This is a genomic window from Roseiconus nitratireducens (assembly GCF_008629675.1).
In the GTDB taxonomy this organism is placed as follows: Bacteria; Planctomycetota; Planctomycetia; order Pirellulales; family Pirellulaceae; genus Stieleria; species Stieleria nitratireducens.
Genome location: NZ_VWOX01000003.1, coordinates 262,727 through 284,465, shown reverse-complemented (window position 1 = coordinate 284,465; position 21,739 = coordinate 262,727). Strand labels below are relative to the sequence as shown.

Sequence of the window (21,739 nt, the reverse complement as noted above, 5' to 3'; positions counted from 1 at the left end):
CTGACAGTTGAGCGGCTTAAAGCTTCCTGTCTTACCGGGTTTGCCTAGGCTGCGGGTTCGGTACGCGTTGTGACAATCATGCCTGAGGTACGGGTCGGACGCCAGTATCCCAGTCAGTTTGACTGTAGGGACTAAATCGGACGAGTCGATTACTCCGGATGAGCGGAGAGAGCGCTGTTGGAGCTCCGTTCTGTTTACCAGCGACCCTAAGCCCCTGAAAGGTGTTGCCCGTGCACCGTCTGAATCAAATCTTCTCGATCCTTTGCCGTCGAGAACGATCTTCGTTGACACTCCGAGGGATCGGGGTGGTGTTGACGATGTTTGCCACTCACGCGGTGGCGCAGACCACCGGACCCTCGGGTCGCCCGGGCACGCCGGTGCGGATTCCGCTCCACGGGCCACAACTGCAAGGACCGCAGATCCAAGGGACGCAGATCCCAGGGACGCAGGTCCAAGGGGCGCAACCGACGTCCCAATCCACGGGCCCGCAGCGTTCGGACCTTCAGCGTTCGGCAAGCCAGCGTTCGAGCATGTTGCATCCGTCCGGACCGTATTCGACCGATGAGGCGGGGGCGCTGGCGCAGCACGATTCCCCTCAACTGCGCAAGCTGGCGGTGCCGGCAATGCACGCCCGTTCGATCGCAACGGCGCTCAGCCTGCGGTATCGGGAGCTGCCCGGCGTGACGATTTCGCCGGACGTCGCCAACGAGCAGCTGGTGGTGATGGCGCCGGCTCAAACGCAAGTTGCCATCGCGACCGACCTGCGTGCTTTGATCGCGGGCAGTGTTCGTCAAGCTTCCACCGCACCGTCGGGGCCGATCAGCGTCAAGCTGCAAAACATTTCCTGGCGTGAGTTTGAACGTGACCTCAAGCAGGCCGCCGGACAGGAAGTGCCGACCACCACGCGGAACAACGGCAACCTGGTCACCTTCCAGATGAATGTCGCGCCGATGCAGGGAACCCTGGTGGAGGTGGATCGACGCCAGAACGAAGTGACCGTGAAGGCGCCCGAGCCGGTGATCTCCGGCTGGAAGAAAATGATCGGGGCGCTCGACAGCGTCCCCAACCGCTATGACGACATCACGCGGGTCCATCGGCTGGAATATGCCGAACTGGCACCTATTCAACGCACGATGCGGTTGTTGCGATCTCTGAAGAGCCCCACCAAGGACGCGGCCGGCGAACAAGGCTTCTTTCGCAACGCGGTCTTCCAAGCGGATCAGGACAGTGCCCCCGGGGACGGTGGCGCTGAGGAAGCCATGGGCCCCGGTGAAGAAGACGCCGAAGGCGGCGGTGTGCTTGGCGACGTGCAGATCCAATATGTGCCCGAGCTCGGTCAGATCATCTTGAAAGGGGCCACCCGGGACGTCAATCGCGTGATGGAACTGATTCAGGACATTGAGGCGAAGGCGGAGCTGACGCAGCCCGACACCGAGGTCGTGCCGCTGGAGTACGCCGATGCCAACGCGGTCGCGACCTTGCTGACGCAGTTGTACGAAGACGTGCTTTCATCGCGACAAGGCGACGTCAGCATCACCTCGCTGGACAGTCCCAACGCGCTGTTGCTGATCGGCCGGAGCGAAGCGATCGCGTCGTTGAAAGAATTGATCAGCAAAATCGACCAGCCGGTCGACGAAACCAGTCGGTTGCGGGTCTACCGTCTGCAAAACGCGTCGGCGTTGGATGCGCAGGAGACGATCCGTAACTTCTTCACCAATCAGCCGGGCGACGACGAAGAGCTGCGCCCCGGCCTTGGGCCACGCGTTCGCGTCGAAGCCGACTACCGCACCAACTCCTTGATCGTCAGTGCCGCACCCCGCGACATGACCGAGGTGACGCGATTGATCAACGAGCTGGACGTCAAGGAAACCGCCGCGACCAGCGAGTTGAAAGTGTTCCCGTTGAACAATGCCATCGCCGAAGATCTCGCGGCGACGTTGCAAGACGCGTTCACCGGAAACGAAATCACCGCCAGCGAAGATTCCAGTTCGCCGTCGACCTCCTTGTCGATCGTTGCGATCGACAGCAATGAGAAACGCGTGATCGATTCGGGCATCCTGTCCGGAGCCACGATCACGGCCGACACCGGGGCCAACGCGATCGTGGTTCGAGCCCCCTCGTCCAGCATGCCGCTGATCGGCGAGCTGATTCGACAACTGGACAAAGCACCCGGGATTGACTCGCTGGTGAAGGTCTTCACGATCCAGAACGGAGACGCGAGCCAATTGACCATCGCGTTGGAAACCTTGTTCGGTTCCGACGCGGCAACCACGGGGACCGCCGTCGGAGCGGGCAACCTGGCGGGGCTGCCGCCATCGACGGCCGCCGGAGAAAGCTCGTTGGTGCCGTTGCGGTTCTCGACGGACATCCGGACCAACAGCATCGTGGCCAGCGGCTCGGCGGAGGATCTGGAAGTGGTCGAGAGCATCCTGCTGCGGCTGGACAGCGAAGGCTTCGCCGAGCGGATCACGGAGGTCATTTGGCTGCGGAACAACGACGCCCTGTTGGTCGCCGAGGCGATCACCAACTATGTCAACCAACGCCAAACGTCCATCACCGTGATCCAACAATACCAGCAAGGGCTGGGGCCGTTTGACCTGCTGGACCGCGACATCGTGGCCATCCCCGAGGTCAACAGCAACAGCATCCTGTTGAGCGTCTCACCGAGGCTTTACGAAGAGGTGCGTCGACTGATCGACCAGTTGGACCGTCGCCGTCCGATGGTGATGATCAAACTGCTGTTGGCGGAAGTCGCGCTGGAGGATTCCTTCGAGATCGGAACCGAATTGGGACTGCAGGATTCGCTGGCGTTCAGCCGCGGACAGGCGGTCGCTGATGTCCCCGGTTCTGCTGCTGCGGGCGATCCGGGGTTCAACTTCAACAACGCTGGCGTTCCCAACGTCAATGACATTGCCCGGGACAGCCTGGCCGGCAGTACCGTGTCGACGTTCGGATTGGGCCAGAGCAATCCTGCGATCGGATACGGGGGCTTTGTCCTGAATGCCGCCAGCGATTCGGTCAGCTTGCTGTTTCGCACGCTGCAGGATGCCAGCCGCTTGCAGATCCTCAGCCGGCCCGTCTTGATGACGGCTGACAATACGGAAGCCTTGGTCAACGTCGGGCGGCAAATCGCTCGGTTCCGTGGCAGCACGGTGACCAACAACACCGTGGTGCAGAACATTGACGACATCACGGTCGGTTTGATTTTGAACATCCGCCCCCGCGTCGGAGCGGACGGGTTGATCACCGTGGACGTGGACATCACGCGCTCGGCCCGAGACGACTCCAACGGAACACTCGTTCCCGACGGTCAGGGCGGAACCATTCTGATCAACGACATCACGGACACCACCGCCCAATCAACGATCACCGTCTTCAGTGGTCAAACCGTGATCATGGGCGGCCTGATCCAGAAAGAACGCATCAACAGCAGTCGACGGCTGCCGCACCTGGCCGACATTCCGTTGCTGGGCAATCTGTTCAAGTATGACTTCGAACAAGAATTGCGTCGTGAATTGCTGGTCGTGATGACACCGATCTTGGTGACCGGTGGGCAGGACCTGGAATACATCAAGCAGGAAGAGTCCAGCCGAATGAGCTGGTGCCTGGCGGACGTCGTCGAAATGAATGGCGACGTGGGCTTGAGCGGAGGCTACGGGCTGTGGGGACCGGCGATTGGTCCAACGATCTATCCGGATTTGCAGCCGACCGTCGACGGAGAAGTCGTCGTTGGGAACATTCCCCAGGGTCTGATGACCGATCAGATGCGTCCTGACGTGTTCTCCGACGGCACCGGATCGCCGTACTATCCCCACGGCGTGCCGCAGGGCGGCGACCTGATGTACGGCCAACCGACCGACATGATGCAGGCCCCCACCGAAGCACCGCCGCTGCAAGGCGTGCCGGTGGAGCCGGCACCGGGAAGCATCTTGGATCGCGGCTTCGAATTGGACGAGCCACTGCCTCCGGGGGCGATCCCCCAAGCACCGCCGCTGCCCGGCCAAGGCTACCCGACGCAGCATCCAGGATCGATGTCACCGCCGCGACGGATTCCCGGCCAGTTCCCCACAGACCCGCTCCCCACGGGATCGGGCGTCCCCGGTGTGCCTCAAGAAACCGCGTCCCCGTCGGACCTGTACGGAGTCCCCCAGGGCGAAGCACCGCAAGCGAGCACGATGCGGCCCGGATTGCAACCCGGATCAATGCAACGCGGGGCAATGCAACCCGGGGCAATGCAACCCGGGGCGCCGCGCACTTCGCCGATTCCCGCCAGCTACCTCAGCGACCAGGATCGAATGATGCTGCCGGCCAGCTGGATTGACGACGCCGCACCGCGAACCTCGGCAGCGGCACCGTCATCGTCGACCGGCCGCACGCCACCGCCGGGCCGCTGATCGATTGTCGGTTGACCATCCAAGCTTTAGGAATCTTTACTTCTGGTTTCACCATGACTGACTCACGCCCCCTACGATTCTCCACTGGTCTTGCCTGTTTGGCGGGTGTCGCGGTGCTGGCAATCGGTTGCACCTCGCCCACGAATCGCTCCGACAGCAAGTTGGCCGACTTTTTCAAGACGCCGGAATGGCGAATGAAAGCGCCCTGGTCCAAAAAAGAACCATCCGCCCCGGAGCCCTATCCGGGGCCGGTCAAGCTGGCGGTCACCTGGACACCGGATGTGTTGGTACAAACCGGACGCAAACCGACGCGTGGCTTCGGCGGACGCCTGTTCTTTTTCGATGAGAAGTCCAAGGCGGTTCCGGTAGAAGGGACGCTGACGGTCCATGGCTTCGAGGGTGATACCAGCTCCGAGTCGACGCAAGTGCGACCGTTCAAGTTCACGCCCGAGCAGTTCACCCGACACTTCAGCCAAAGCGACTTCGGCGCAAGCTACAGCATTTGGATTCCCTGGGACGCCGCCGGTGGGCCTCAGAAACGCGTTTCACTGGTGGCAACGTTCCAAACGACGTCCGGCAAGTTTGTCCAGGCAAGTCCCACGACGATCATCTTGCCCGGCGCCCAGGCGAACGACCAGAGCCAGATCGCCGGCCGGCCGGTGTCGCAGCAGTATCAAGGGCACGTCGATGCGGTGGCCCAGCATGCGACCCGTCCGAGCGGATTGGTCACGACCACGATCCGACGTCACTCGGGCACCAACCTGGGACCGCGACACGAATCGGTCGAGTCGATTTCCAAGCGTCTCGATCGCATCGCTTCGACCCACCGGACCCGGCAGGTCGACGGAGACACTCCGTTTGTCGATGTTCCGCTAACGCCCGCCAAGCCGACCGTCATGGCCGCCAGCGCCGAAATGCCCACGGTGTCCGCACCACGGCGGATTCGCATGCCGGTCGCCGACGACGCGCAGTAACCCCGGCGGTTTGGGATGAGCGACGATCCGACCCGAAGCCGCAAAACGGCTGCTGTGCAGCGACCCGCCGGCCCGCCCTGGCGGGTCAAGATGCACGATGTGATCTTCGAAAGCGACACGCCCGCAGGGATGTGGTTCGATGTCGCCCTGTTGATCGCGATCCTGTGCAGCGTGGTGGTGGTTTCGACGGAGACGCTACCCAGCTACGAAGGCTCATCGACGCTGTACCGTATCGAGTGGCTGCTGACGATCCTGTTCACCATTGAATACGTCGCCCGCCTGATCTGCGCCCGCCACCCCATCCGCTACGCCGTCAGCTTCTGGGGGATCGTCGATCTGCTGAGCATCCTGCCCACGTACGCAGGGCTGATTCTGGAAGGCAGCGGGTCCTTTGTGATCCTGCGCAGCATCCGGCTGCTGAGAGTCTTCCGGGTGTTGAAGCTCTGGCGGATGATGGACGACGCCGATGAACTGTCGCATGCGGTGTGGAAAGCCCGCCACAAAGTCGTGGTCTTTCTGATCGTTGTTTTGGTTGCCGTGACCATCAGCGGCACGTTGATGTTCTTTATCGAGAACCAGTTGCAGCGCGTGCTGGCGAAAGGGGACACCGCACCGCCGGCAAGCCAGTTCAGTTCGATCCCACAGTCGATGTACTGGGCCATCGTGACGATGACGACTGTGGGGTACGGCGACATCGTTCCGCAAACCACGGTCGGAAAGTTCATTTCCGCGGCCCTCATCCTGCTGGGTTACAGCCTGATCATCGTGCCGACCGGATTCGTGACGGCGGAACTGAAGTCCAGCGACACGGATCGCGAATCGGAACCTTCGGTGCCCTGCCCACGCTGCGAAACACGCGGCCATCGCGCCGATGCGGTCTACTGCTTTCGTTGCGGTCAGCGGCTCTGATGTCCGAAGATTCTCCGCAACTCTTGCAGCCTCGGATGGTGAGAGACCAGGCGGAGCCTCGCTAGCAGCCTGTCGGCCCGATATTGTCGGCTTTCACTCCGTGAAAGCAGCGTTGGTTCGCGTTTCTTTTGCGGAGCAAAAGGCGACAATGTTGGCGGCTTTGAATGAAAACCGACGGATTCCTAAGGCCGATCGGATCCTTCGGGCCGGTCCGTGACAACGAATTGATAGCTGGCCCGGTAAGTTTCGCCCGGGGCAATTTGGAACGCGCCCAGGTAGCAGGGGCTGATGCTGAAATACGGCTTGGTCGGATGCAGCCGGACGGGGTGGGGATGGTCGGCGTTGTCCGGTGAGCCGCTGACCCGAACGGCGGCCAGGCCGTCTCCGACCAGCCCGAACAATTCGGTCCATTCTGGACGCGTGTGATTGCCGCCAAAGCGATCGGCTCCCTCGCTGGTCAGAAACCGGTGCCGCGTCACGGACAACGGCGGTCGCGGATCCGCACGCTCTGACCTGGCAAATTTGGTCAGTGCCTTCGCGCCGGCTTCGGAATACCAATCATTGTTGCCGCGAAAGCCGATGCCGCCGTAATGGTATTCCTCGATCTGCAGCGGTGCCTCGGTGACGTTCGTTTGCGCGATTGAGAATTCAATGCGGTACTCCGTGGCCTGGCCCTCGCGGACGTCGGCCCCGACCCGCACGGTCCAAACATCGTCCAAGATCGGCGTGGACGATCCCTCCTTGTCCAGGGCGCAGTGCCGCACCGCAACTTGAAACTGGGCCTGGTCCGGTTGCGAGTCGGTCGAGATCACTCGGTCATGCAGCACAATTCCGGAGCCTTTTTGTTGGTTCCAAAAGTCGACCGTCTTCCCGCGGAAGGTGGTCTGGGTCCAGGCGGCGAACAACCCGTGCTGGTGGGGATGGTCGGCGGCGAAATCTCCGGTCAACAGCTTGCCGGCCGGAGTGAAGATCGGATGGATGTACCCGCTGCGCTCGTAGATCTCTCGAGCCTGGTCGGGAGCCGGAGGGGGAACGATGTTGTAGCGCAGGACCGGGGACTCACCGAATCGGACCGTCAGATGTTCCGCCGTGCGGTCGATTTGAAAGCCGGGGGAATCCACGGCGGCCCCGGCCGCGTTTGCTTCGGCGTTGCCGGGGACAGCGTCGGTCGTCTGGGCCAGGCCCTCGGCGCCGACGAGCAGGTGGACCCACAGCCACAGCAGCGTGATCAAAACCGTGAAGGGGTGAAACGTCCGGGCCGGAATGTCACCGTGATGCATGATTCAGACGACCTGAAAGGCCATTTTGCGTTTGCGGCGGGCGGTTCCCGTGGCCAACGCGGTTTCCGCCACCGCACTCGCCACCTCGCCGGCGACGCGGCGATCAAAGACACTGGGGATAATATAGTACTCCGTCAGGTTCTCCGGTTCGATCACCGCGGCGATCGCATCGGCCGCCGCGATCTTCATTTCGGTGTTGATGCGGCTGGCACGCACGTCCAGCACGCCGCGGAACAGTCCGGGAAAGCAGAGCACGTTGTTGATCTGGTTGGGGAAATCACTGCGGCCGGTCGCCATGATTCGCGCGTGAGATCCCGCGTCGGTCGGCGTGATCTCCGGATCGGGATTGGCCAGCGCGAACACGATGGCATCGTCGGCCATGTTGGCCACGTCCTCCGGTTTCAGCACACCGGCGATGCTCACGCCGATGAACACGTCGTGTCCATGGATGACGTCCGCCAGCGGCCCCGAGGCACCTTCGTGATTGGTATTTTCAGACAACCAGACCTTGATCGCGTTGTCGCCGATGTCATCGCGCGAGCGGTTGATTGCTCCCCTGCTGTCGCAGACGACAACGTTCTTGACGCCCGAGTGGATCAACAGCTTGGCGATGGCCGTCCCAGCCGCACCGGATCCATTGATCAGCACCCGGATCTGATCCATCTGTTTGCCGACGATCTGCAGAGAGTTTTTTAGTCCGGCCAAGACCACGATCGCGGTTCCGTGCTGGTCGTCGTGAAAGACCGGGATCTCCAGCATGCTTTCCAAACGCTCTTCGATCTCTAGGCAGCGGGGCGCGGAGATGTCTTCCAGATTGATTCCGCCGAACGAAGGCGCGATCCGAGCAACGGTCTCGATGATCTCCTCCGTGTCCTGGGTTTCCAGGCAGATCGGAAAGGCGTCGACGCCTCCGAATTCCTTGAACAACATCGCTTTGCCTTCCATCACCGGCATGGCCGCTCGCGGTCCGATATTGCCCAGCCCCAGCACGGCACTTCCGTCGCTGACGACGGCCACAGTGTTCTTGCGGATCGTCAAACTGAACGAGGATTCGGGGTCCTCGTGAATCGCTTTGCACACCCGGGCGACACCGGGTGTGTAGGCCATGGAAAGGTCGTCACGCGTTTTGATGGGGGCCTTCGGGTTGACTTCGATCTTGCCGCCCAAGTGCATCAGAAACACGCGGTCGGAAACGTTGACGACTTCGATCCCGTCGATTTGCTTCAGCCGTTCGACGATCCGCTGGCCATGTTCGACATCCGAGGCATTGATGGTGATGTCGCGGGAGATCTGTCCCTGGCTGACACCGACAATGTCCACGGCGCCGATGAAGCCGTGCTCCTCGCCGATCGCGGTGGTGATCCGGCCAAGCAGTCCGGCTTCGTCGCGGTAGCGCAAGCGGACGGTGATGGCGTAAGACGGGCTATGTTGGCTCATGGTCGAAGACTTCGTCGGGGGCATGAAGAAAGGGCGCGATCACGGTTCGGGGCGTGCCGGCAGCGATGGAGGGCGACAATCCCGGGCGACCATTCGCCAGCGTGGTCCGCCGACCAGCCGACCTTTCGTCTACCGTGTCAGGTAGGCGATGCGTCAGGTACCCGGCGTGTCTCTGGCAGCGACCGAATCGTCACACGCCGGACTTGGTCGCGCGACGGGCCGTGCTTCGTTCCAGCTTTCGTGCGGCCGGTCGACCGGGGCCGCCGCGGGATCATTGGAACGCTTGAATTCGAATCGCGCTGGCTTGGCCTTGGGGCGTGATGTTGACGTTGATGAACTGCGACCCCGCCGGTGTCGAATCGTCCACGCACGCATTGATGGGGCAATCGTCTGCCGGCGATTGGCAATTCAAGATGGGAAACAGGTTGCCGCCCAGTGCTTTCAAGCTGGCGATGATTTCGACCATTCCACCGCCGGCGCCCAAGTTTCCGAAGTGACCCTTGGCGGTGGTGACCGGCGGTTGTTCGTCCGCGGGGCCGAACACGTCAACGATCGCGGCCGCTTCCTGAGCATCGCATTGCGGTGTCGCCAACCCGTGCGCGTGAACGTGACCGATTGCCGAAGGTGATTCCTTGCCCAGTGCGGAACGCATCACGTTGGCCAAGGCGGTCTGCAGAAATGTCGGACCGAAAGCGGGACCGACGGCACTGCTGCCGTAGCCGACGATCTCACCCAGGATGTTGGCGCCGCGCGCCTGGGCGTGCTCCAGCGATTCACAGACCATGGCCCCGGCGCCCTCGCCGAGCACACTGCCGTCGCGATCGGCCGAAAACGGTCGGCTCATCTTTGTCGGGTCTTCGCGGTTGGAAGCCAATTCTTCCTGCATGTCCGCATGAAGCGATCGCAGGGTGTGGATCCGTGATCCGGTTGATCCGACGACCAACGCGTCCGCGTGGCCTCGCGCGATGGTCGAATACGCTTCTGCCAAGGCCGCGCCGGCCGATGCCTCGCGGACGGTGATGGAATTGTTTGGGCCGCGCAGATCGTTGTAGATGGCGATGTGGCTGGCCGGCATGTTGGGCAGGTACTTCAACAGCCACAGCGGATTGACTTCGGGCTTACCCTGCTGGCCCCAACGGTCGAATTGAAAGGTCCCGTTTTCGTCCAGGCACTTCTTGATGCCGCTGGCAAATTCTTCCGGCAGCGACATGATGTAGTCGCAACCGTAGATCACGCCCGTGCGGTCTCGGTCGCGTTGGTCCGGTCCGAGCCCGGAATCGGTCAGGGCCAGTTGGGCCACCGCGACGCCCATTTCAATTTCGCGACACATGACCTTGCTGCCCTTGCGGATCGTCCGCTGCAGCTTCTTGTCCATCGGGCCGTAGTCATCGATGTCGCCGGTGAATTCGCGGGCCTCGGCACCATGGTTGATCGACAACACGTTCTGCGGGACCTGCGTCAGGGGCGCGACGCCGCTGGTGCGATCGCGCAATCCGGCGACCAGCCGATCGGTTTCGTTTCCAAGGGGGGTCACAACACCCAGGCCGGTGATGACCACGCGCGGGGACGGAACGTTTTCCATGAATGAGCCAGACGACACGGGGCGGGGATGACTGAACCGCCGCATTCTAGGCGTAAATTGGCGAAGCAAAGAGGGGGGCTTGCCGGCGAACTGAGCCCTGCCCGACCTGGGTTTTCTTCAGACCGATGCAAACCCTGGCAGGCACCCTTCACCGTCCCTCCTTCGCAGGAAGGGGATCGGGCGGCGGTTAGTATCGCCCGCGGTTGGGGGCACCCACTCCGGTCGCGATTTGCGGCGTCAGCGGGGTGGTCGTCAGGTTGTCCGAGGCTCGTCCGCGAAATGCGATGAACATCAACGCGTCGGCCCGGCCGGCCGTGGTTCCGGTCAGCATTTCCAGATTCAACAACGGAACCGCCGATTGGGGACGTTCCGGGCTGGCGATCACGCCGCAGGAGAGCACCAGGATCATGTCGCTGGGCCAGCGAAAACGTTCGTGCAGCCGCCAGCTGACGACTTGAGGCACGTCAATCTTGGCTCGGTAAGTTTCGGCATTGGGCAACGGCAGATCCAGCTCGACCGGTTTGAGTTTGTCGACCTGGTCGATTTCAGCCTTGATCACGCAGTCAATCGCGGAACCGTCGACACTCAGCAGCGGGCTGATCTCCAGCCGGTAGCCTTCCTGAATTTCACCGGTCTCCGGCTCATAGGGAGGCCAGCCGGTGGTTGCCGGCTTGATGTTTCGCACGTAATTGCGTCCGCGAACGCTGGAAAGTTTTTGGGTCTGTCCGTTGTGGGTGATCAGATCCAGGGCCTGGACTTGGCGGGTGTCCGTCCGTTGTCGGAGCAGGTTCAGCACCAGGGCCGCGTTCTCTTTGCTGAGCAGCCAGGCTTGCACGCCGGGGGAGTCCACGTTGACATGCTGCATCAGTTGGTGCGCTTGGCTACGCCAGTTGGGATTGCCCACCGTCATCACGCGCAGCGAGAGAACCTGTGGGTCCTTTTCCCCGGCAACAAAGCGATCGACGATTCCAGCGACGACCTGGTGCATTTCTCGCGTGTGATAGACCGATAGCTTGTCACGGTCGGCATTCAAAAAACCGAACGGCGAGGTGAACCAGACGTCGGTCCCGGTTTCTCTCAGGACCCAGTCGACGACGGCTTGTTCGGGCCGGTCGTGTTTGGGCAGGTATCCGGTGTAGGGGGTCAAATCGTAGACGCGATGTTCTTGTCCCGCGGTTCGGGGTAGATTCCCGCCGCCGGACGACGCGCCGCTACTCGAATTCGGCAAGCTTGAGGGTTGGTTCTGCAAACTGGGCGGCGTACTGACATTCCCCTGCCCCGCGTTGCCGCCCGCACCCGGATTGCCGCCCGGAGTTCCGTTGCCGGCCTGCGGCGCATTGCCGGAAGATCCCGGTAGCCCGATTCCCTGACCGGAAGCCGCGGATTGAAAGACGGCAAGGGTGAGGATCCCTGCTACCGCCAGCATGCGGGGCACAAGGTGTTTCGCGGAACAATCAAACTGGCCAAAACGCATCGTCACCATCCCTGTAAGAACCGTTCGTCGCAATCTTGAGCAAGACCGCGCCTGCGTGATTGGCTATAGCCTCCCCGGACGTCCCACGGCAAGGCGACTTCTCCGGAACGTGGCCCGGGAATCGCCGCAATTCGTTGGATGTCAGCCGCTTGCGACGGCCCGATCGGACCAGTCGCCTCCCTCCCACAGGCGAGCGCGACGGCGGTAAGATGGTGTCCGATTCGGGTCGGATTGCTACCGGTCCGAGACTTGATTGGAAGCGTCGTTTCGACGTTTCACGCCGGTTCTAAGCGGGGGGCAAACGCTGGAATGAACAGGTCAGAATGGGATTCTCGCAGCACCGATCCGGTCGGTCCCAATGGTCGGTCGGAGGATCATGTGCCGGCGGTCGAACGGCTTCGCCGTTTGCGGTTGAAGCTGCAGCAGACGCAAAGTGAAGCCGCCGCGGCACGACTGGAGGCTCGAGCGGCGGAATTGCAGTTGCAGATCCAGCAACTGAGCGAGCAAATCGCCCACCAAGAGGATGTTCAGGCATCGCCGTGCGAACACGAGCTGCGACGAACGTCTCCCGCCGTCGCGCCGGCCTCGAAGGATGAATCGCAATCCGCGAGGGATCCGACCAAAGACTTGGTCCTTCGGATTGACGGGCTCGAACCGTCGTCGCGGCCGACTCGGCTGTCGACGTTCGCCACGCCGACAAGCGAATCCGAGTCTCCGGCTGCGCGGTCGACCAGTTCGCCGGGACGTCACGGTGGCCATCGACGCATCACCGGCCCGGCCAAAGGGGAAGACGGACCAAAGCCCGTGAACCGATCGAAAGCGGTCGATGCCGGGAAATCCATGCCGACGGTGCCCCACGGCCACGGCCGACCGGATCCGGGAAAAAAACGGCAGCCAAGCAATGGCCGGCAGGCTACATCGGAAGCGGCCGAAGGATCTGGGGACAGGCAATCGAGACGCCGCAGAAAGTCGCCGGGTCCGTGGGCGCTGGATCAAGATCCAGCGTCGGGGCGACGGCCAGAAGCCAACGGACTGCCGGCTGGACTGCCGGCTGGGCGGCCGGCTGGGCGGCCGGCTGGGCGGCCGCTGGACCGATCGCCCGAGGCCAGGCCAGCGCGGCACAAACGGCCGGCCGCCGTGCTGGTCAGTCTGGTCACACACGTCGGCTTGTTGGTGTTGCTGGCCTTTTTCACGCTGACCACGGACCCGCCGGGGGACCAAATCTCGATCGAGGGTGCCGTCTCCGAATCAGAGGAAGTGGTGATCGAGTCGATTCAAATCGAATCCGCGGAGGTTCAGCCCCAAGCCGCCGAACCCGAAGCCAGTCCGGTCGCCGCGCCGACCCTGGCCGTGGGAGAACTTCCCATCACCGTGCCCACGTTGGAGGTTCCCGACGCGGCTGCACCGGCACCAAGTTCCGAGCTGTTGGCCGGTTCGGGCGCTGCCGCGATGTCATTGCAGTCCAGCTCGGATGCAAAGATCCAGTTTTGCGGCGTCGAAGGGGGCGGCAAGCACTTTGTCTACCTGGTCGATAGCAGCGGCAGCATGGGAGACGCTTTTGATTCGGCTCGCCGTGAATTGCTGCAATCGATCGCAGCACTGCAACCTCAGCAGCGGTTTTACGTCATTTTCTTTGACGAGCAGCCCGACTACATGCGTCTGACGACACCGGATCGCGACGAGCCGCGGAGTGTTTACGCGACGCCGGAAAACAAACAGGCCCTCGGCCGCTGGGCGATGTCGATCAAGATGGACCGCGGGCGGGCACCTTATGAGGCCCTTCCTTTTGCGATCGATTTGCATCCGGACGTGATCTTCTTGCTGTCCGATGGTGAATTCCCGCAATCGATCGAAGCATTGCTTGCCCGGAACAATCGGGTGGACAATCTGTTCGGCGACGACGATCCGATCTGCATCGTGCACACGATCGGGTATCACAGCCGCGAAGGTGAAACCCGGATGCGGCGCATCGCGAAACAGAACGGGGGACGCTATCGCCATGTCCCCAAGCCGCCGTGATGCGACGTTGCGCTGCCGGATCGACACGCTCGGTCTGATGACTACTCGCGTTCAATCCAGGGATTGTCCTGGTCGCCGATTTCGATTTCCGAAGTGATGAATTCGACGATTTTGGGAACCACGGTCGGAGATTGCGTGACCAGGCTTGATCCGCCCAACGGCTCTTTGACCGACAGCAGGGTCAGGTTGTCCGGTTCGCTGCCGCCGCTCAGTCGCCGTTTGACGACGCCCAGCCGGCGATAGATCCGGTCGGCATCGTCCTGTTCCTCCGACCCTTCGCCGACGACGATCAAGGTGGGCAACGCGGCAACGTTGCGGTTGCTGATCGCGCCTTCGATCGGCACGCCTTTCAGCAAACGTTCGGGCGACACCAGGACGAGGGCTTTGACGTCACGACCTTGCTTGCGTGAACCGACGTTGGGGAACTGCCAGTCACGTTGGGCCCAGCCGGCCGCCAAGACGCATCCTTCGCGGACACCGATGATCGCCAAGGCGTTCAGGTTCAACTTGCCGTCGTTGTTCTCCCGTTCCAGGAACTTCTTGGCTTCCTCCAAGTCGTACTGCACGATTCCCAGAATGTCGCGACGTCCCATCGTCTCCAGGTTGAAGCTTTCGGTTTTTCCACTCGCATCGGTGTACTCGCGCGATCCGCCGTGCCCGCGGTAGTCCAACGCCAATACTGCGCATCCGGCATCGCGAAGCGCCATGCACAGTGGCCCGTACGGAGCCATCTGGCCTTCCCATTCGTGGACCAGCAGCACCGGAATCGCTTCCTTGCCTTTGTTGGACCCAAAGTAAAACGCACTCAGGTCGACTCCGTCTTTGGTCCGCAGCTTGACCGGACGAGGTTTCGGCGGCGGCTCGACTTTCGTTCGGGAACGCTGGGCGGACGCGGAAGTCGTGAACGTCAAGGAGAATGCAATAGCAAGAACAAAGACTCCGGCGGGCAAACGGCGCATTCCTGGGCTCCTGGGGAAACTCGGTTGAGAAGAGTCGGTCGACGCGAAATGGCACCCCGGGGAATCATCCGGTCGCCCGGAGGCATGGTTGTCACGTTTTCCGTTCCTTCATCGTAGTCCATTTCGCGAACCGCGGCCTCCGCAGACACCAGGAATCACCCGGTCGGCGGGATGGATGCGAGGTGGCTGCAGGGCAACCTGGCCGTTCAATCATCACCCAGCAGGTCCAGGAACGATCGCATCCATGCCGGGTGGGCGGGCCACGCGGGTGCCGAAACCAAATGGCCCGAGCGGTGCGCGGAATCCATCGTGGCGGCCGGGTCGACGTATTGTCCGCCGGCGGAAGTCACCTCAAAGCGGACCGCTGGATAGCAGCTGCATTCCTTGCCGGACAGCACGCCCGCGGCGGCCAAGATCTGGGGACCATGACAGATCGCTGCGATCGGTTTCGCGGCTGAGTCGAATTCGCGAACGATTTCCAGCACCCGGTCGTTCAGCCGCAGGTACTCGGGGGCCCTCCCGCCGGGAACCACCAACGCGTCGTACAACGAGGTTTTGACCGAATCGAAATCGGTGTTGATCGCGAACCGGTGACCGGGTTTCTCGCTGTAGGTCTGGTCGCCGTCAAAATCGTGAATCGCCGTCGCCACCGTCTCACCGGGCTGCTTGTCCGGGCAGACGGTGTCGACCTGGTGGCCGGCGGTTTGAAGAATCTGAAGCGGAACCATGGCCTCATAATCTTCAACATAGTCGCCGACGATCATCAAAATACGTTTTCCCATTTCGAAGTCCTGAGAACGCTTGGTGGAGGGGTGGAAATTGGTGGGCCGCTGAATATTCTCCACCGCCCAAGCTGCGAAGACCACCGGAGGACCTGGCGGGCGACGATCGCCATCGGTGCCAGGTGGATTTCCCGGCTTCGCCGAGCATCGCGACACATTCCCGATAGCTGCCGTCGCGATCGCGGCGGAAAGCCACGCTTTGGCGACCGTCGCTACACGTTCCCAAATCAAGCCAGGTGCCCCACCGGTGGCGGGCGCCGGACGTCCGCTGCATCCGCCATGCGTTCGCGGGCTGACCAGGCGGCCCAACCCACTGGCATCGTTTTTGCAACGTCCGTCGGCCGCCACGGGCGTCGGGACACAGGTTGGACCGACGTGATGCGACGGAGAGACGGTCGATGGGGGGGCCGCGCCGCGGATCGGGATGACTTGAGCAACTAGGATTTTCAACCACAGGAAGCATCGTGAAACAAAAGCGAACACACTTGGCGTGGCTGACACCGGTCGCGATGATCGCTGCCGTCGTTCTGTTTGGTGATTCGGCCACTGCCGACGCCTCATCCCCAACGGGCTGGAGTCCGGTCGTGGTCCCGACGGGACCGTACCGGGAACGGATCAAGTCGATGCCGATCGAACATCGACCCGGCCGACCTTTGCACGTCTACGGCAACACGATTCGGCTGTTCGATCAGCGGTCCGCCGGATACGAAGTCGCGCCGCTTCGGCAGATCCTGTTTGGACGGACGACCCTGCGTGGGGAGCCTTTCTTGATTCGCTGAAGGATCGTCATCGGTGGGGATTAGAATTGCGCTTCCTTTGCGTCGTCGTGATTTGATATGTGCGGATCATGAACGTGATCCGTCTGCCGCATCGACGACCGCCTGAGCAAATCGCGGGCGAGAATCCTCCGCATCGCAAAGTCGATCCGGGGGCGAAAGGAACCGCAGCGTCCGCCCTGGCCGGTCTGGTCGGACTTCGCGCCGCGGCGGCACTGGCTGTCGTCCTGCTGCACGCGTGTGTTCCCTACTTGCGGCATCCGATGCCCGGCTTGGTTTGGCCGGTCCGCGACGCCGGCGGGGAATGGGTGGATTGTGCATTTTGGACCATCGAAGTGTTCATCATGCCGCTGTTTCTCGCCATAGCCGGCTTTCTGCTCTGGCGGTCTGCTCGACGATCAACGCCCTGGCAATTGGTTCGCAGCCGGGCGCAGCGATTGCTGGTTCCGCTGGCCTTTGGCATGCTGGTGGTCCTGCCTGCCGATTTGTACATCTGGGCGATCGGATTGGTCGCCGAAGGTGCCATGCCGGCTGTGAAGTTGAAAAGTTTGAAATTCGATGCACCGATTTCGGACCAGATCTGGGGCCTCAGTCACCTTTGGTTTCTGCTGTACGTCTTCCTGTACGTCGCGGTGATCGCGAGCGTGTTGTGGATCGGCCGTCGCATCGAAATCGGGCAACGATTCCGCAATGTGTTGAGCGGTTCGTCCGCCGTCGTGGCGATTGTCGCGGTCGCTATCATGGCACTGGTGATCGCGCCCGAAGTGGTTTGGGGATTCCAGCATGCTTTTCTGCCGGTTCCCAGCAAGTGGATTTACAGCGGTGCCTTCTTCGTCGGCGGGTGGCTGCTTGCCGCACGTGATCCCGAGCTTCGCTGGACCTCGATGACGTGTTGGCGGACCGGCGGTGTTGGCGTGATCACGCTGTTTGCTTCAGTCGGGTTGGGCCGTTGGTACCTGCAACGCGCGGAGGAACAGTTACCGGTCGACACCGCGACCGTGTTCGTGTTGGCGGTGCTGACGACGCTTGCCGCCGGAGCAACCACGTTGGCATTGATCGGAGGATCCACGCGGTATTTCCGTCGGGCGCCCAAAGCGATTCAGTACGTCGCTGCCGCCTCCTTCTGGATCTACCTGGTCCACCACCCGTTGGTCGGGCTGCTGCACATCGATTTGAAATGGGCTTTGGGAGAGGGAAATCCGGGCATGAAAGCGGCGGCGTCCTGCACCGGTGCGGTGCTCCTGTCACTTGCCACCTACGAATGCTTTGTGCGCCGGACGCGGTTGGGGGTTTGGTTGGGGATGGAGCGCCGACCGACGTCCGCCGTGCCTGCCGGCACCTCCGCGGATCCGATTGAGCGCGACGCGGCCGTCGATTCCGGGGCGCGACGGGCGGCCTGAATCCGTTTTAAACGCAGTGCCGACGGTGGCTGCGCCGCACGCACTGGTCGTGGCGAAGTTCCTCAGAGCGTGAAGAGCTTGAGGGCCGCGACGTCGGGTCATTGACGGTTCGGCCCTGCGATTGACTTCCCTGCTTGTCGCATCAACGTCGCCCTAATCGTTAAAGTCGGCGGGTTTTTCTTAAGCGGCACAACCGGCATGGTCGAAAAGGTTTTTGTAGGCGCGCTGCCGGTCCGGGCTTGCGCTCCGAATGATTCCACCACCACTGCCGTTCAATTCGGATTCGTGATGACTCAAGAAGCCTTCCGCCGCTCCTCGCCACGGATGTTGTTGCTGTGTGGCATGCTTGCCATGTGCCACAGCGCGGCGGCCGTTGAGGGTTTGGTTCGCGGCAAGACACCCGATCGCGGCTCCTGGACGCCGCCGGAGATTCGCCCGGGTGAACTTCAGCCGGTATCCGTCACCTCCCTGGAAGCGTCCTCCGTCAGGCAGTTACCGGCGCAGTCGGACCTGCCCGCACCCGTCAACGTGGACGATTGGGAGGATGGCGATTGGGACGATTCGGTCCGCCCGGTTTCGCACGAAGGGCTGCAGCCGGTCGACCACCGACAAGTGGATGCGGAGCTGCAGGCGTTGCCGATCGAAGGAATCGCGTCCTATCAACGGTCCGAAGAATCGGTGACGCAGTATCCAAAGGACCACGTCGAGGGTTCGGTTCAGCAATGTTCTTGTCAAAGCTGCACCGCATCGTCCTCGCGACCTGCTCCGTTGCTGGGCGAGGTCGCCGGCTATGGAGCGTTTGACGGAGGGTTCGACGTTGGTTGCGACGCGTCCGGATGTGATGCGATGGGCTGTGACGGCGGGTGCACCACCGGTCGGGTGGACTGCGATCGGTGGTTCGGTACGGTCGAACTGCTGCTGATGTGGCGTTCGGGAGATCGGTTGCCGGCGCTGGTGACCACGACGACTGACGCGGATCCGGACGCCGAGACTGCCGGACGATTGGATGATGCCGGCACCGTGGTGCTGGCCGGACGCGAGTCGGTTTTCAAAGACTTGCGCGCCGGTGGCCGCTTCACCTTGGGGACCTGGTTGGACGCCTACAAGGATCGCAGCCTGGTGGCACGGGGCTGGTTCGCCGGTCAGGAATCTCATGCCTTTTCGGCCAACCAAGATTCAAGCTCCGTGTTGACCCGCCCGTTTCTGAACGTGACCGATGGTGTGACACCGGCTCAGGACACGCAGATCATTGCCTTTCCGGATCGAGCGACCGGCGCGATTCAGATTCAGGGCGACAGCGATGTGTATGGAGCCGACCTGTCGATTCGCCAACTTTGGGCCAAGCCGTTCGGCGGTACGATCGATCTGCTGTACGGGTACCAATACATGGGCATGGACGAATCACTGTCGATTTCCAGCCGCAGCATTTCGATCGACGACGACTTTGCGCCCGTCGGTGCGGTGATCGCGGTTCGCGACGCCTTTGATATCGAAAACGATTTTCACGGCGGTCAATTGGGGGTGGCAACCCATTACCGCGAAGGGTGTTGGTCGTTCAGTTCGTTGGCGAAAATCGGGTTCGGTTCGATTCAACGCAAGGCGACTCGAACCGGAAACACGTTGACCAGCATCGACGGCAACAATGCGACCAATCCGAACGGGCTGCTGGTTCGGTCCACCAATGATGGCACCATCGATGACGACACGTTCGGTTGGGTGCCTGAGTTGGATTTCACGCTCGGCTGGCAGCGCTATCCAGCCTTTGACGTGACGGTCGGCTATCACGTGATTGCGATGACCGACGCTCTGCAAGTTTCCGGCGCGATCGATCCGTCGTTGGCCGTCAACCTCGCGGACCCGCCGACGGGAGCCGCGCGACCGAGTCCCCAATTCCGCTATGACACGTTTTACGTGCAGGGAATTCATTTCGGTTTGTCTTATATCTACTGAGGACCCGAGGGATCAGTCGTGGCGGATGCATCTGACACTGGACGCGAACGGTTTGTCGACATGTGGGCCGTGCCGGGAATTCATCCCAGCAATGTCGAACTGTTGCAGAAACTGAAAACGGCCGACTCGAATCACTTCACCACGCACATGGATTGCGTCGGAACGGTCAGCTCGCTGGATTCCGAAACCGGTGACTGGGAAAAGACGCACCTGGTCGGACTGCGGACGGATGTCTGGAAGCCTGACGAGGAAGAGCTGCACAGCTGTTTGGAGGCGATGAAGGACAAACGTCGGTACGAGTTGAAGCGACAAATCAAACGGTCGGGTCGGCTTTCGTCAAAGCAGAAACGAGAGCTGGAAGTCAACCTGGCCGATGATGCCATCATGAAACTGGAAACCGGGGACATCGAATCTCGCCGGTTGGTTTTGAAGCTGTTTCGCACGACCGGGCAACGGGTCCGATGGGTCGGCACGTTGGAGCAGGTGACGGCCACCGAAGTACACAACTCCATCGCCACCGGGAAACCCTTGCTTTCCTTCGCGGCCATGTTGGGACGCCGCGAACACGTCACTTACGTCCAACAAAACCACCGCACTTTTCGCATCCCGTCAATCTTCAGTTTCTGTTTCTATGACGGCCGGAAGATGTGGAATCTGGTGCTCCGTCGTCACTGGTTCTCCATCGGTGCCGATTTCGAAGTCGAGGCCGATGGAGAGACGATCGGCGAGATCGACGGAAAGTTGTTCTCCTTCGGCAGCGACAGCCATCTCGTGATGGATCCTCACCCGCTGGTCCGCCACAGCGGCTTCGCGAATCTGCTGACCTTGTTCGCCGCATCGGTGGGCTATCATCGCGCCATGCGACGCAGTTTGCAGCGGCGGATGACCGCAGCGCTTGACGGACAGTCGCATCGGAATCTGATCGAGGACGAGGAATTGCGACTGCGGCAAAACGGCCGAGCCGCAGCCTGAGCCAGGCCGATGACCAGCGGGGTGATTTGACGGTGCGGCAAGGCATCTGCGTCGTCTGCGAGGGCGCCGACGCAACCCGTCCCGGAGAATCTTGCCTATTCCGCGACTCCCGCAGGCAATTCTGTTTCCGCGGTGAACTATGATGTGGCGAACCTCGCCGGGTAACGGACACCCTGTCTGTTGCTGCGCGCATTCGTCCCTGTCTTTCGCAAAGGCGATCGTGACTCGAGTTCTGTTGACCGCTTTCGAGCCGTATGACCGCTGGGACGATAACTCAAGCTGGCTGGCCGTGATCGATTTCACCAGCTGGTATGAGGGCAACCTGGAAATCACCACCCGCCGCTACCCGGTGGACCTGGGACGCACCCAGCGACAGCTGGAACTGGATCTCCAGCAAGATTTTGACTTCGCGATCCACTTGGGCCAGTCTCCCGGATCGCCACTGATCAAGCTGGAATCGGTCGGATTGAATCTCCGCACCGACGGTGAACCGTTGATTTCCGATGGCCCCACCGCGTACCGCTCGCCGACGGACCTGCACGACTGTCTGGGCCGATTGCTAGAGGCGGGGATTCCTGCGGAGGTGTCCCATCATGCGGGCACCTACCTGTGCAACGCAACGCTGTATCTGAGCCAGCATTACAGCGAGATGATGGGGCGAAAGACGCGCAGCGTGTTCATGCATCTGCCGCTGACGCCGGCCCAAGTGGCCCGTGAACGGCTGGCGATGTCCAGCATGAGCACGCCGATGCAGAGCGCCGCGATCGCATTGGTCGCAGAAGGACTGGCAGCTCATGATGCCTGATCGGCATCACGGACGCTCCATCGCAC

Annotated in this window: 15 protein-coding genes; 9 read left to right on the top strand and 6 right to left on the bottom strand. The window is 61.8% G+C overall.

Annotation, left to right across the window (positions count from 1 at the left end):
- Window positions 1-317 precede the first annotated feature (317 nt).
- The 3 genes from FYK55_RS06465 (at window position 318) to FYK55_RS06455 (ending at window position 6,277) form a co-directional block, all read left to right on the top strand.
- Window positions 318-4,394 carry a secretin N-terminal domain-containing protein gene (locus FYK55_RS06465; RefSeq protein WP_235908510.1) on the top strand — a complete coding sequence of 1,359 codons (4,077 nt, stop codon included), beginning with the start codon at window positions 318-320 and terminating at the stop codon, window positions 4,392-4,394.
- 53 nt (window positions 4,395-4,447) lie between these two features.
- Window positions 4,448-5,368, top strand: coding sequence for a hypothetical protein (locus FYK55_RS06460; protein ID WP_150075563.1), 921 nt, complete (start codon window positions 4,448-4,450; stop codon window positions 5,366-5,368).
- A 90-nt stretch (window positions 5,369-5,458) separates the two neighbouring features.
- Window positions 5,459-6,277, top strand: coding sequence for an ion transporter (locus FYK55_RS06455; protein ID WP_235908476.1), 819 nt, complete (start codon window positions 5,459-5,461; stop codon window positions 6,275-6,277).
- A gap of 182 nt (window positions 6,278-6,459) precedes the next feature.
- On the opposite strand, the gene FYK55_RS06450 is transcribed toward FYK55_RS06455, so the two are convergent.
- The 4 genes from FYK55_RS06450 to FYK55_RS06435 all read right to left on the bottom strand — a co-directional run bounded on the left by FYK55_RS06450 (window position 6,460) and on the right by FYK55_RS06435 (window position 12,050).
- Complete coding sequence (locus FYK55_RS06450; protein ID WP_150075561.1) at window positions 6,460-7,557, bottom strand: DUF6807 family protein; 1,098 nt, start codon at window positions 7,555-7,557, stop codon at window positions 6,460-6,462.
- A gap of 3 nt (window positions 7,558-7,560) precedes the next feature.
- The gene (locus FYK55_RS06445; protein ID WP_150075560.1) at window positions 7,561-8,994 is read right to left on the bottom strand and encodes an NAD-dependent malic enzyme; all 1,434 of its coding nucleotides are present in this window, start codon (window positions 8,992-8,994) and stop codon (window positions 7,561-7,563) included.
- Between the two features lie 271 nt (window positions 8,995-9,265).
- A complete protein-coding gene (locus FYK55_RS06440; protein ID WP_150075559.1) occupies window positions 9,266-10,576 on the bottom strand; it encodes a beta-ketoacyl-[acyl-carrier-protein] synthase family protein in 1,311 nt (436 codons plus the stop codon).
- A gap of 187 nt (window positions 10,577-10,763) precedes the next feature.
- Entirely contained in the window at window positions 10,764-12,050 is a 1,287-nt protein-coding gene (locus tag FYK55_RS06435) for a hypothetical protein (RefSeq protein ID WP_235908475.1), read from the bottom strand.
- Window positions 12,051-12,359: 309 nt separating this feature from the next.
- Here FYK55_RS06435 and FYK55_RS06430 point away from each other — a divergent pair, with 309 nt between their 5' ends.
- Complete coding sequence (locus tag FYK55_RS06430) at window positions 12,360-14,069, top strand: vWA domain-containing protein (protein ID WP_150075558.1); 1,710 nt, start codon at window positions 12,360-12,362, stop codon at window positions 14,067-14,069.
- A gap of 41 nt (window positions 14,070-14,110) precedes the next feature.
- Here FYK55_RS06430 and FYK55_RS06425 read toward each other — a convergent pair whose 3' ends face one another.
- Window positions 14,111-15,028, bottom strand: coding sequence for an alpha/beta hydrolase (locus FYK55_RS06425; protein WP_161604335.1), 918 nt, complete (start codon window positions 15,026-15,028; stop codon window positions 14,111-14,113).
- A 206-nt stretch (window positions 15,029-15,234) separates the two neighbouring features.
- On the bottom strand, window positions 15,235-15,810 hold the full coding sequence (locus tag FYK55_RS06420) for a DJ-1/PfpI family protein (protein ID WP_150075556.1): 576 nt from the start codon (window positions 15,808-15,810) through the stop codon (window positions 15,235-15,237).
- Between the two features lie 464 nt (window positions 15,811-16,274).
- Here FYK55_RS06420 and FYK55_RS06415 point away from each other — a divergent pair, with 464 nt between their 5' ends.
- The 5 genes from FYK55_RS06415 (at window position 16,275) to FYK55_RS06395 (ending at window position 21,713) form a co-directional block, all read left to right on the top strand.
- Entirely contained in the window at window positions 16,275-16,589 is a 315-nt protein-coding gene (locus FYK55_RS06415; protein WP_150075555.1) for a hypothetical protein, read from the top strand.
- A gap of 68 nt (window positions 16,590-16,657) precedes the next feature.
- A complete protein-coding gene (locus FYK55_RS06410; RefSeq protein WP_150075554.1) occupies window positions 16,658-17,986 on the top strand; it encodes an acyltransferase family protein in 1,329 nt (442 codons plus the stop codon).
- A 288-nt stretch (window positions 17,987-18,274) separates the two neighbouring features.
- Complete coding sequence (locus FYK55_RS06405) at window positions 18,275-19,936, top strand: BBP7 family outer membrane beta-barrel protein (protein ID WP_161604334.1); 1,662 nt, start codon at window positions 18,275-18,277, stop codon at window positions 19,934-19,936.
- Between the two features lie 18 nt (window positions 19,937-19,954).
- Window positions 19,955-20,908, top strand: coding sequence for a hypothetical protein (locus FYK55_RS06400; RefSeq protein ID WP_150075552.1), 954 nt, complete (start codon window positions 19,955-19,957; stop codon window positions 20,906-20,908).
- Window positions 20,909-21,128: 220 nt separating this feature from the next.
- A complete protein-coding gene (locus FYK55_RS06395) occupies window positions 21,129-21,713 on the top strand; it encodes a pyroglutamyl-peptidase I family protein (RefSeq protein ID WP_150075551.1) in 585 nt (194 codons plus the stop codon).
- Window positions 21,714-21,739: the final 26 nt, after the last annotated feature.

Bases quoted from the DNA above. Each gene is read 5' to 3' on its own strand.
- FYK55_RS06465 (WP_235908510.1), top strand. From the start codon at position 318: ATGTTTGCCACTCACGCGGTGGCGCAGACCACCGGACCCTCGGGTCGC.
- FYK55_RS06425 (WP_161604335.1), bottom strand. From the start codon at position 15,028: ATGCGCCGTTTGCCCGCCGGAGTCTTTGTTCTTGCTATTGCATTCTCC.
- FYK55_RS06455 (WP_235908476.1), top strand. From the start codon at position 5,459: ATGCACGATGTGATCTTCGAAAGCGACACGCCCGCAGGGATGTGGTTC.
- FYK55_RS06440 (WP_150075559.1), bottom strand. From the start codon at position 10,576: ATGGAAAACGTTCCGTCCCCGCGCGTGGTCATCACCGGCCTGGGTGTT.
- FYK55_RS06445 (WP_150075560.1), bottom strand. From the start codon at position 8,994: ATGAGCCAACATAGCCCGTCTTACGCCATCACCGTCCGCTTGCGCTAC.
- FYK55_RS06410 (WP_150075554.1), top strand. From the start codon at position 16,658: ATGAACGTGATCCGTCTGCCGCATCGACGACCGCCTGAGCAAATCGCG.
- FYK55_RS06430 (WP_150075558.1), top strand. From the start codon at position 12,360: ATGAACAGGTCAGAATGGGATTCTCGCAGCACCGATCCGGTCGGTCCC.
- FYK55_RS06420 (WP_150075556.1), bottom strand. From the start codon at position 15,810: ATGGGAAAACGTATTTTGATGATCGTCGGCGACTATGTTGAAGATTAT.
- FYK55_RS06405 (WP_161604334.1), top strand. From the start codon at position 18,275: ATGACTCAAGAAGCCTTCCGCCGCTCCTCGCCACGGATGTTGTTGCTG.
- FYK55_RS06460 (WP_150075563.1), top strand. From the start codon at position 4,448: ATGACTGACTCACGCCCCCTACGATTCTCCACTGGTCTTGCCTGTTTG.
- FYK55_RS06450 (WP_150075561.1), bottom strand. From the start codon at position 7,557: ATGCATCACGGTGACATTCCGGCCCGGACGTTTCACCCCTTCACGGTT.
- FYK55_RS06435 (WP_235908475.1), bottom strand. From the start codon at position 12,050: ATGCGTTTTGGCCAGTTTGATTGTTCCGCGAAACACCTTGTGCCCCGC.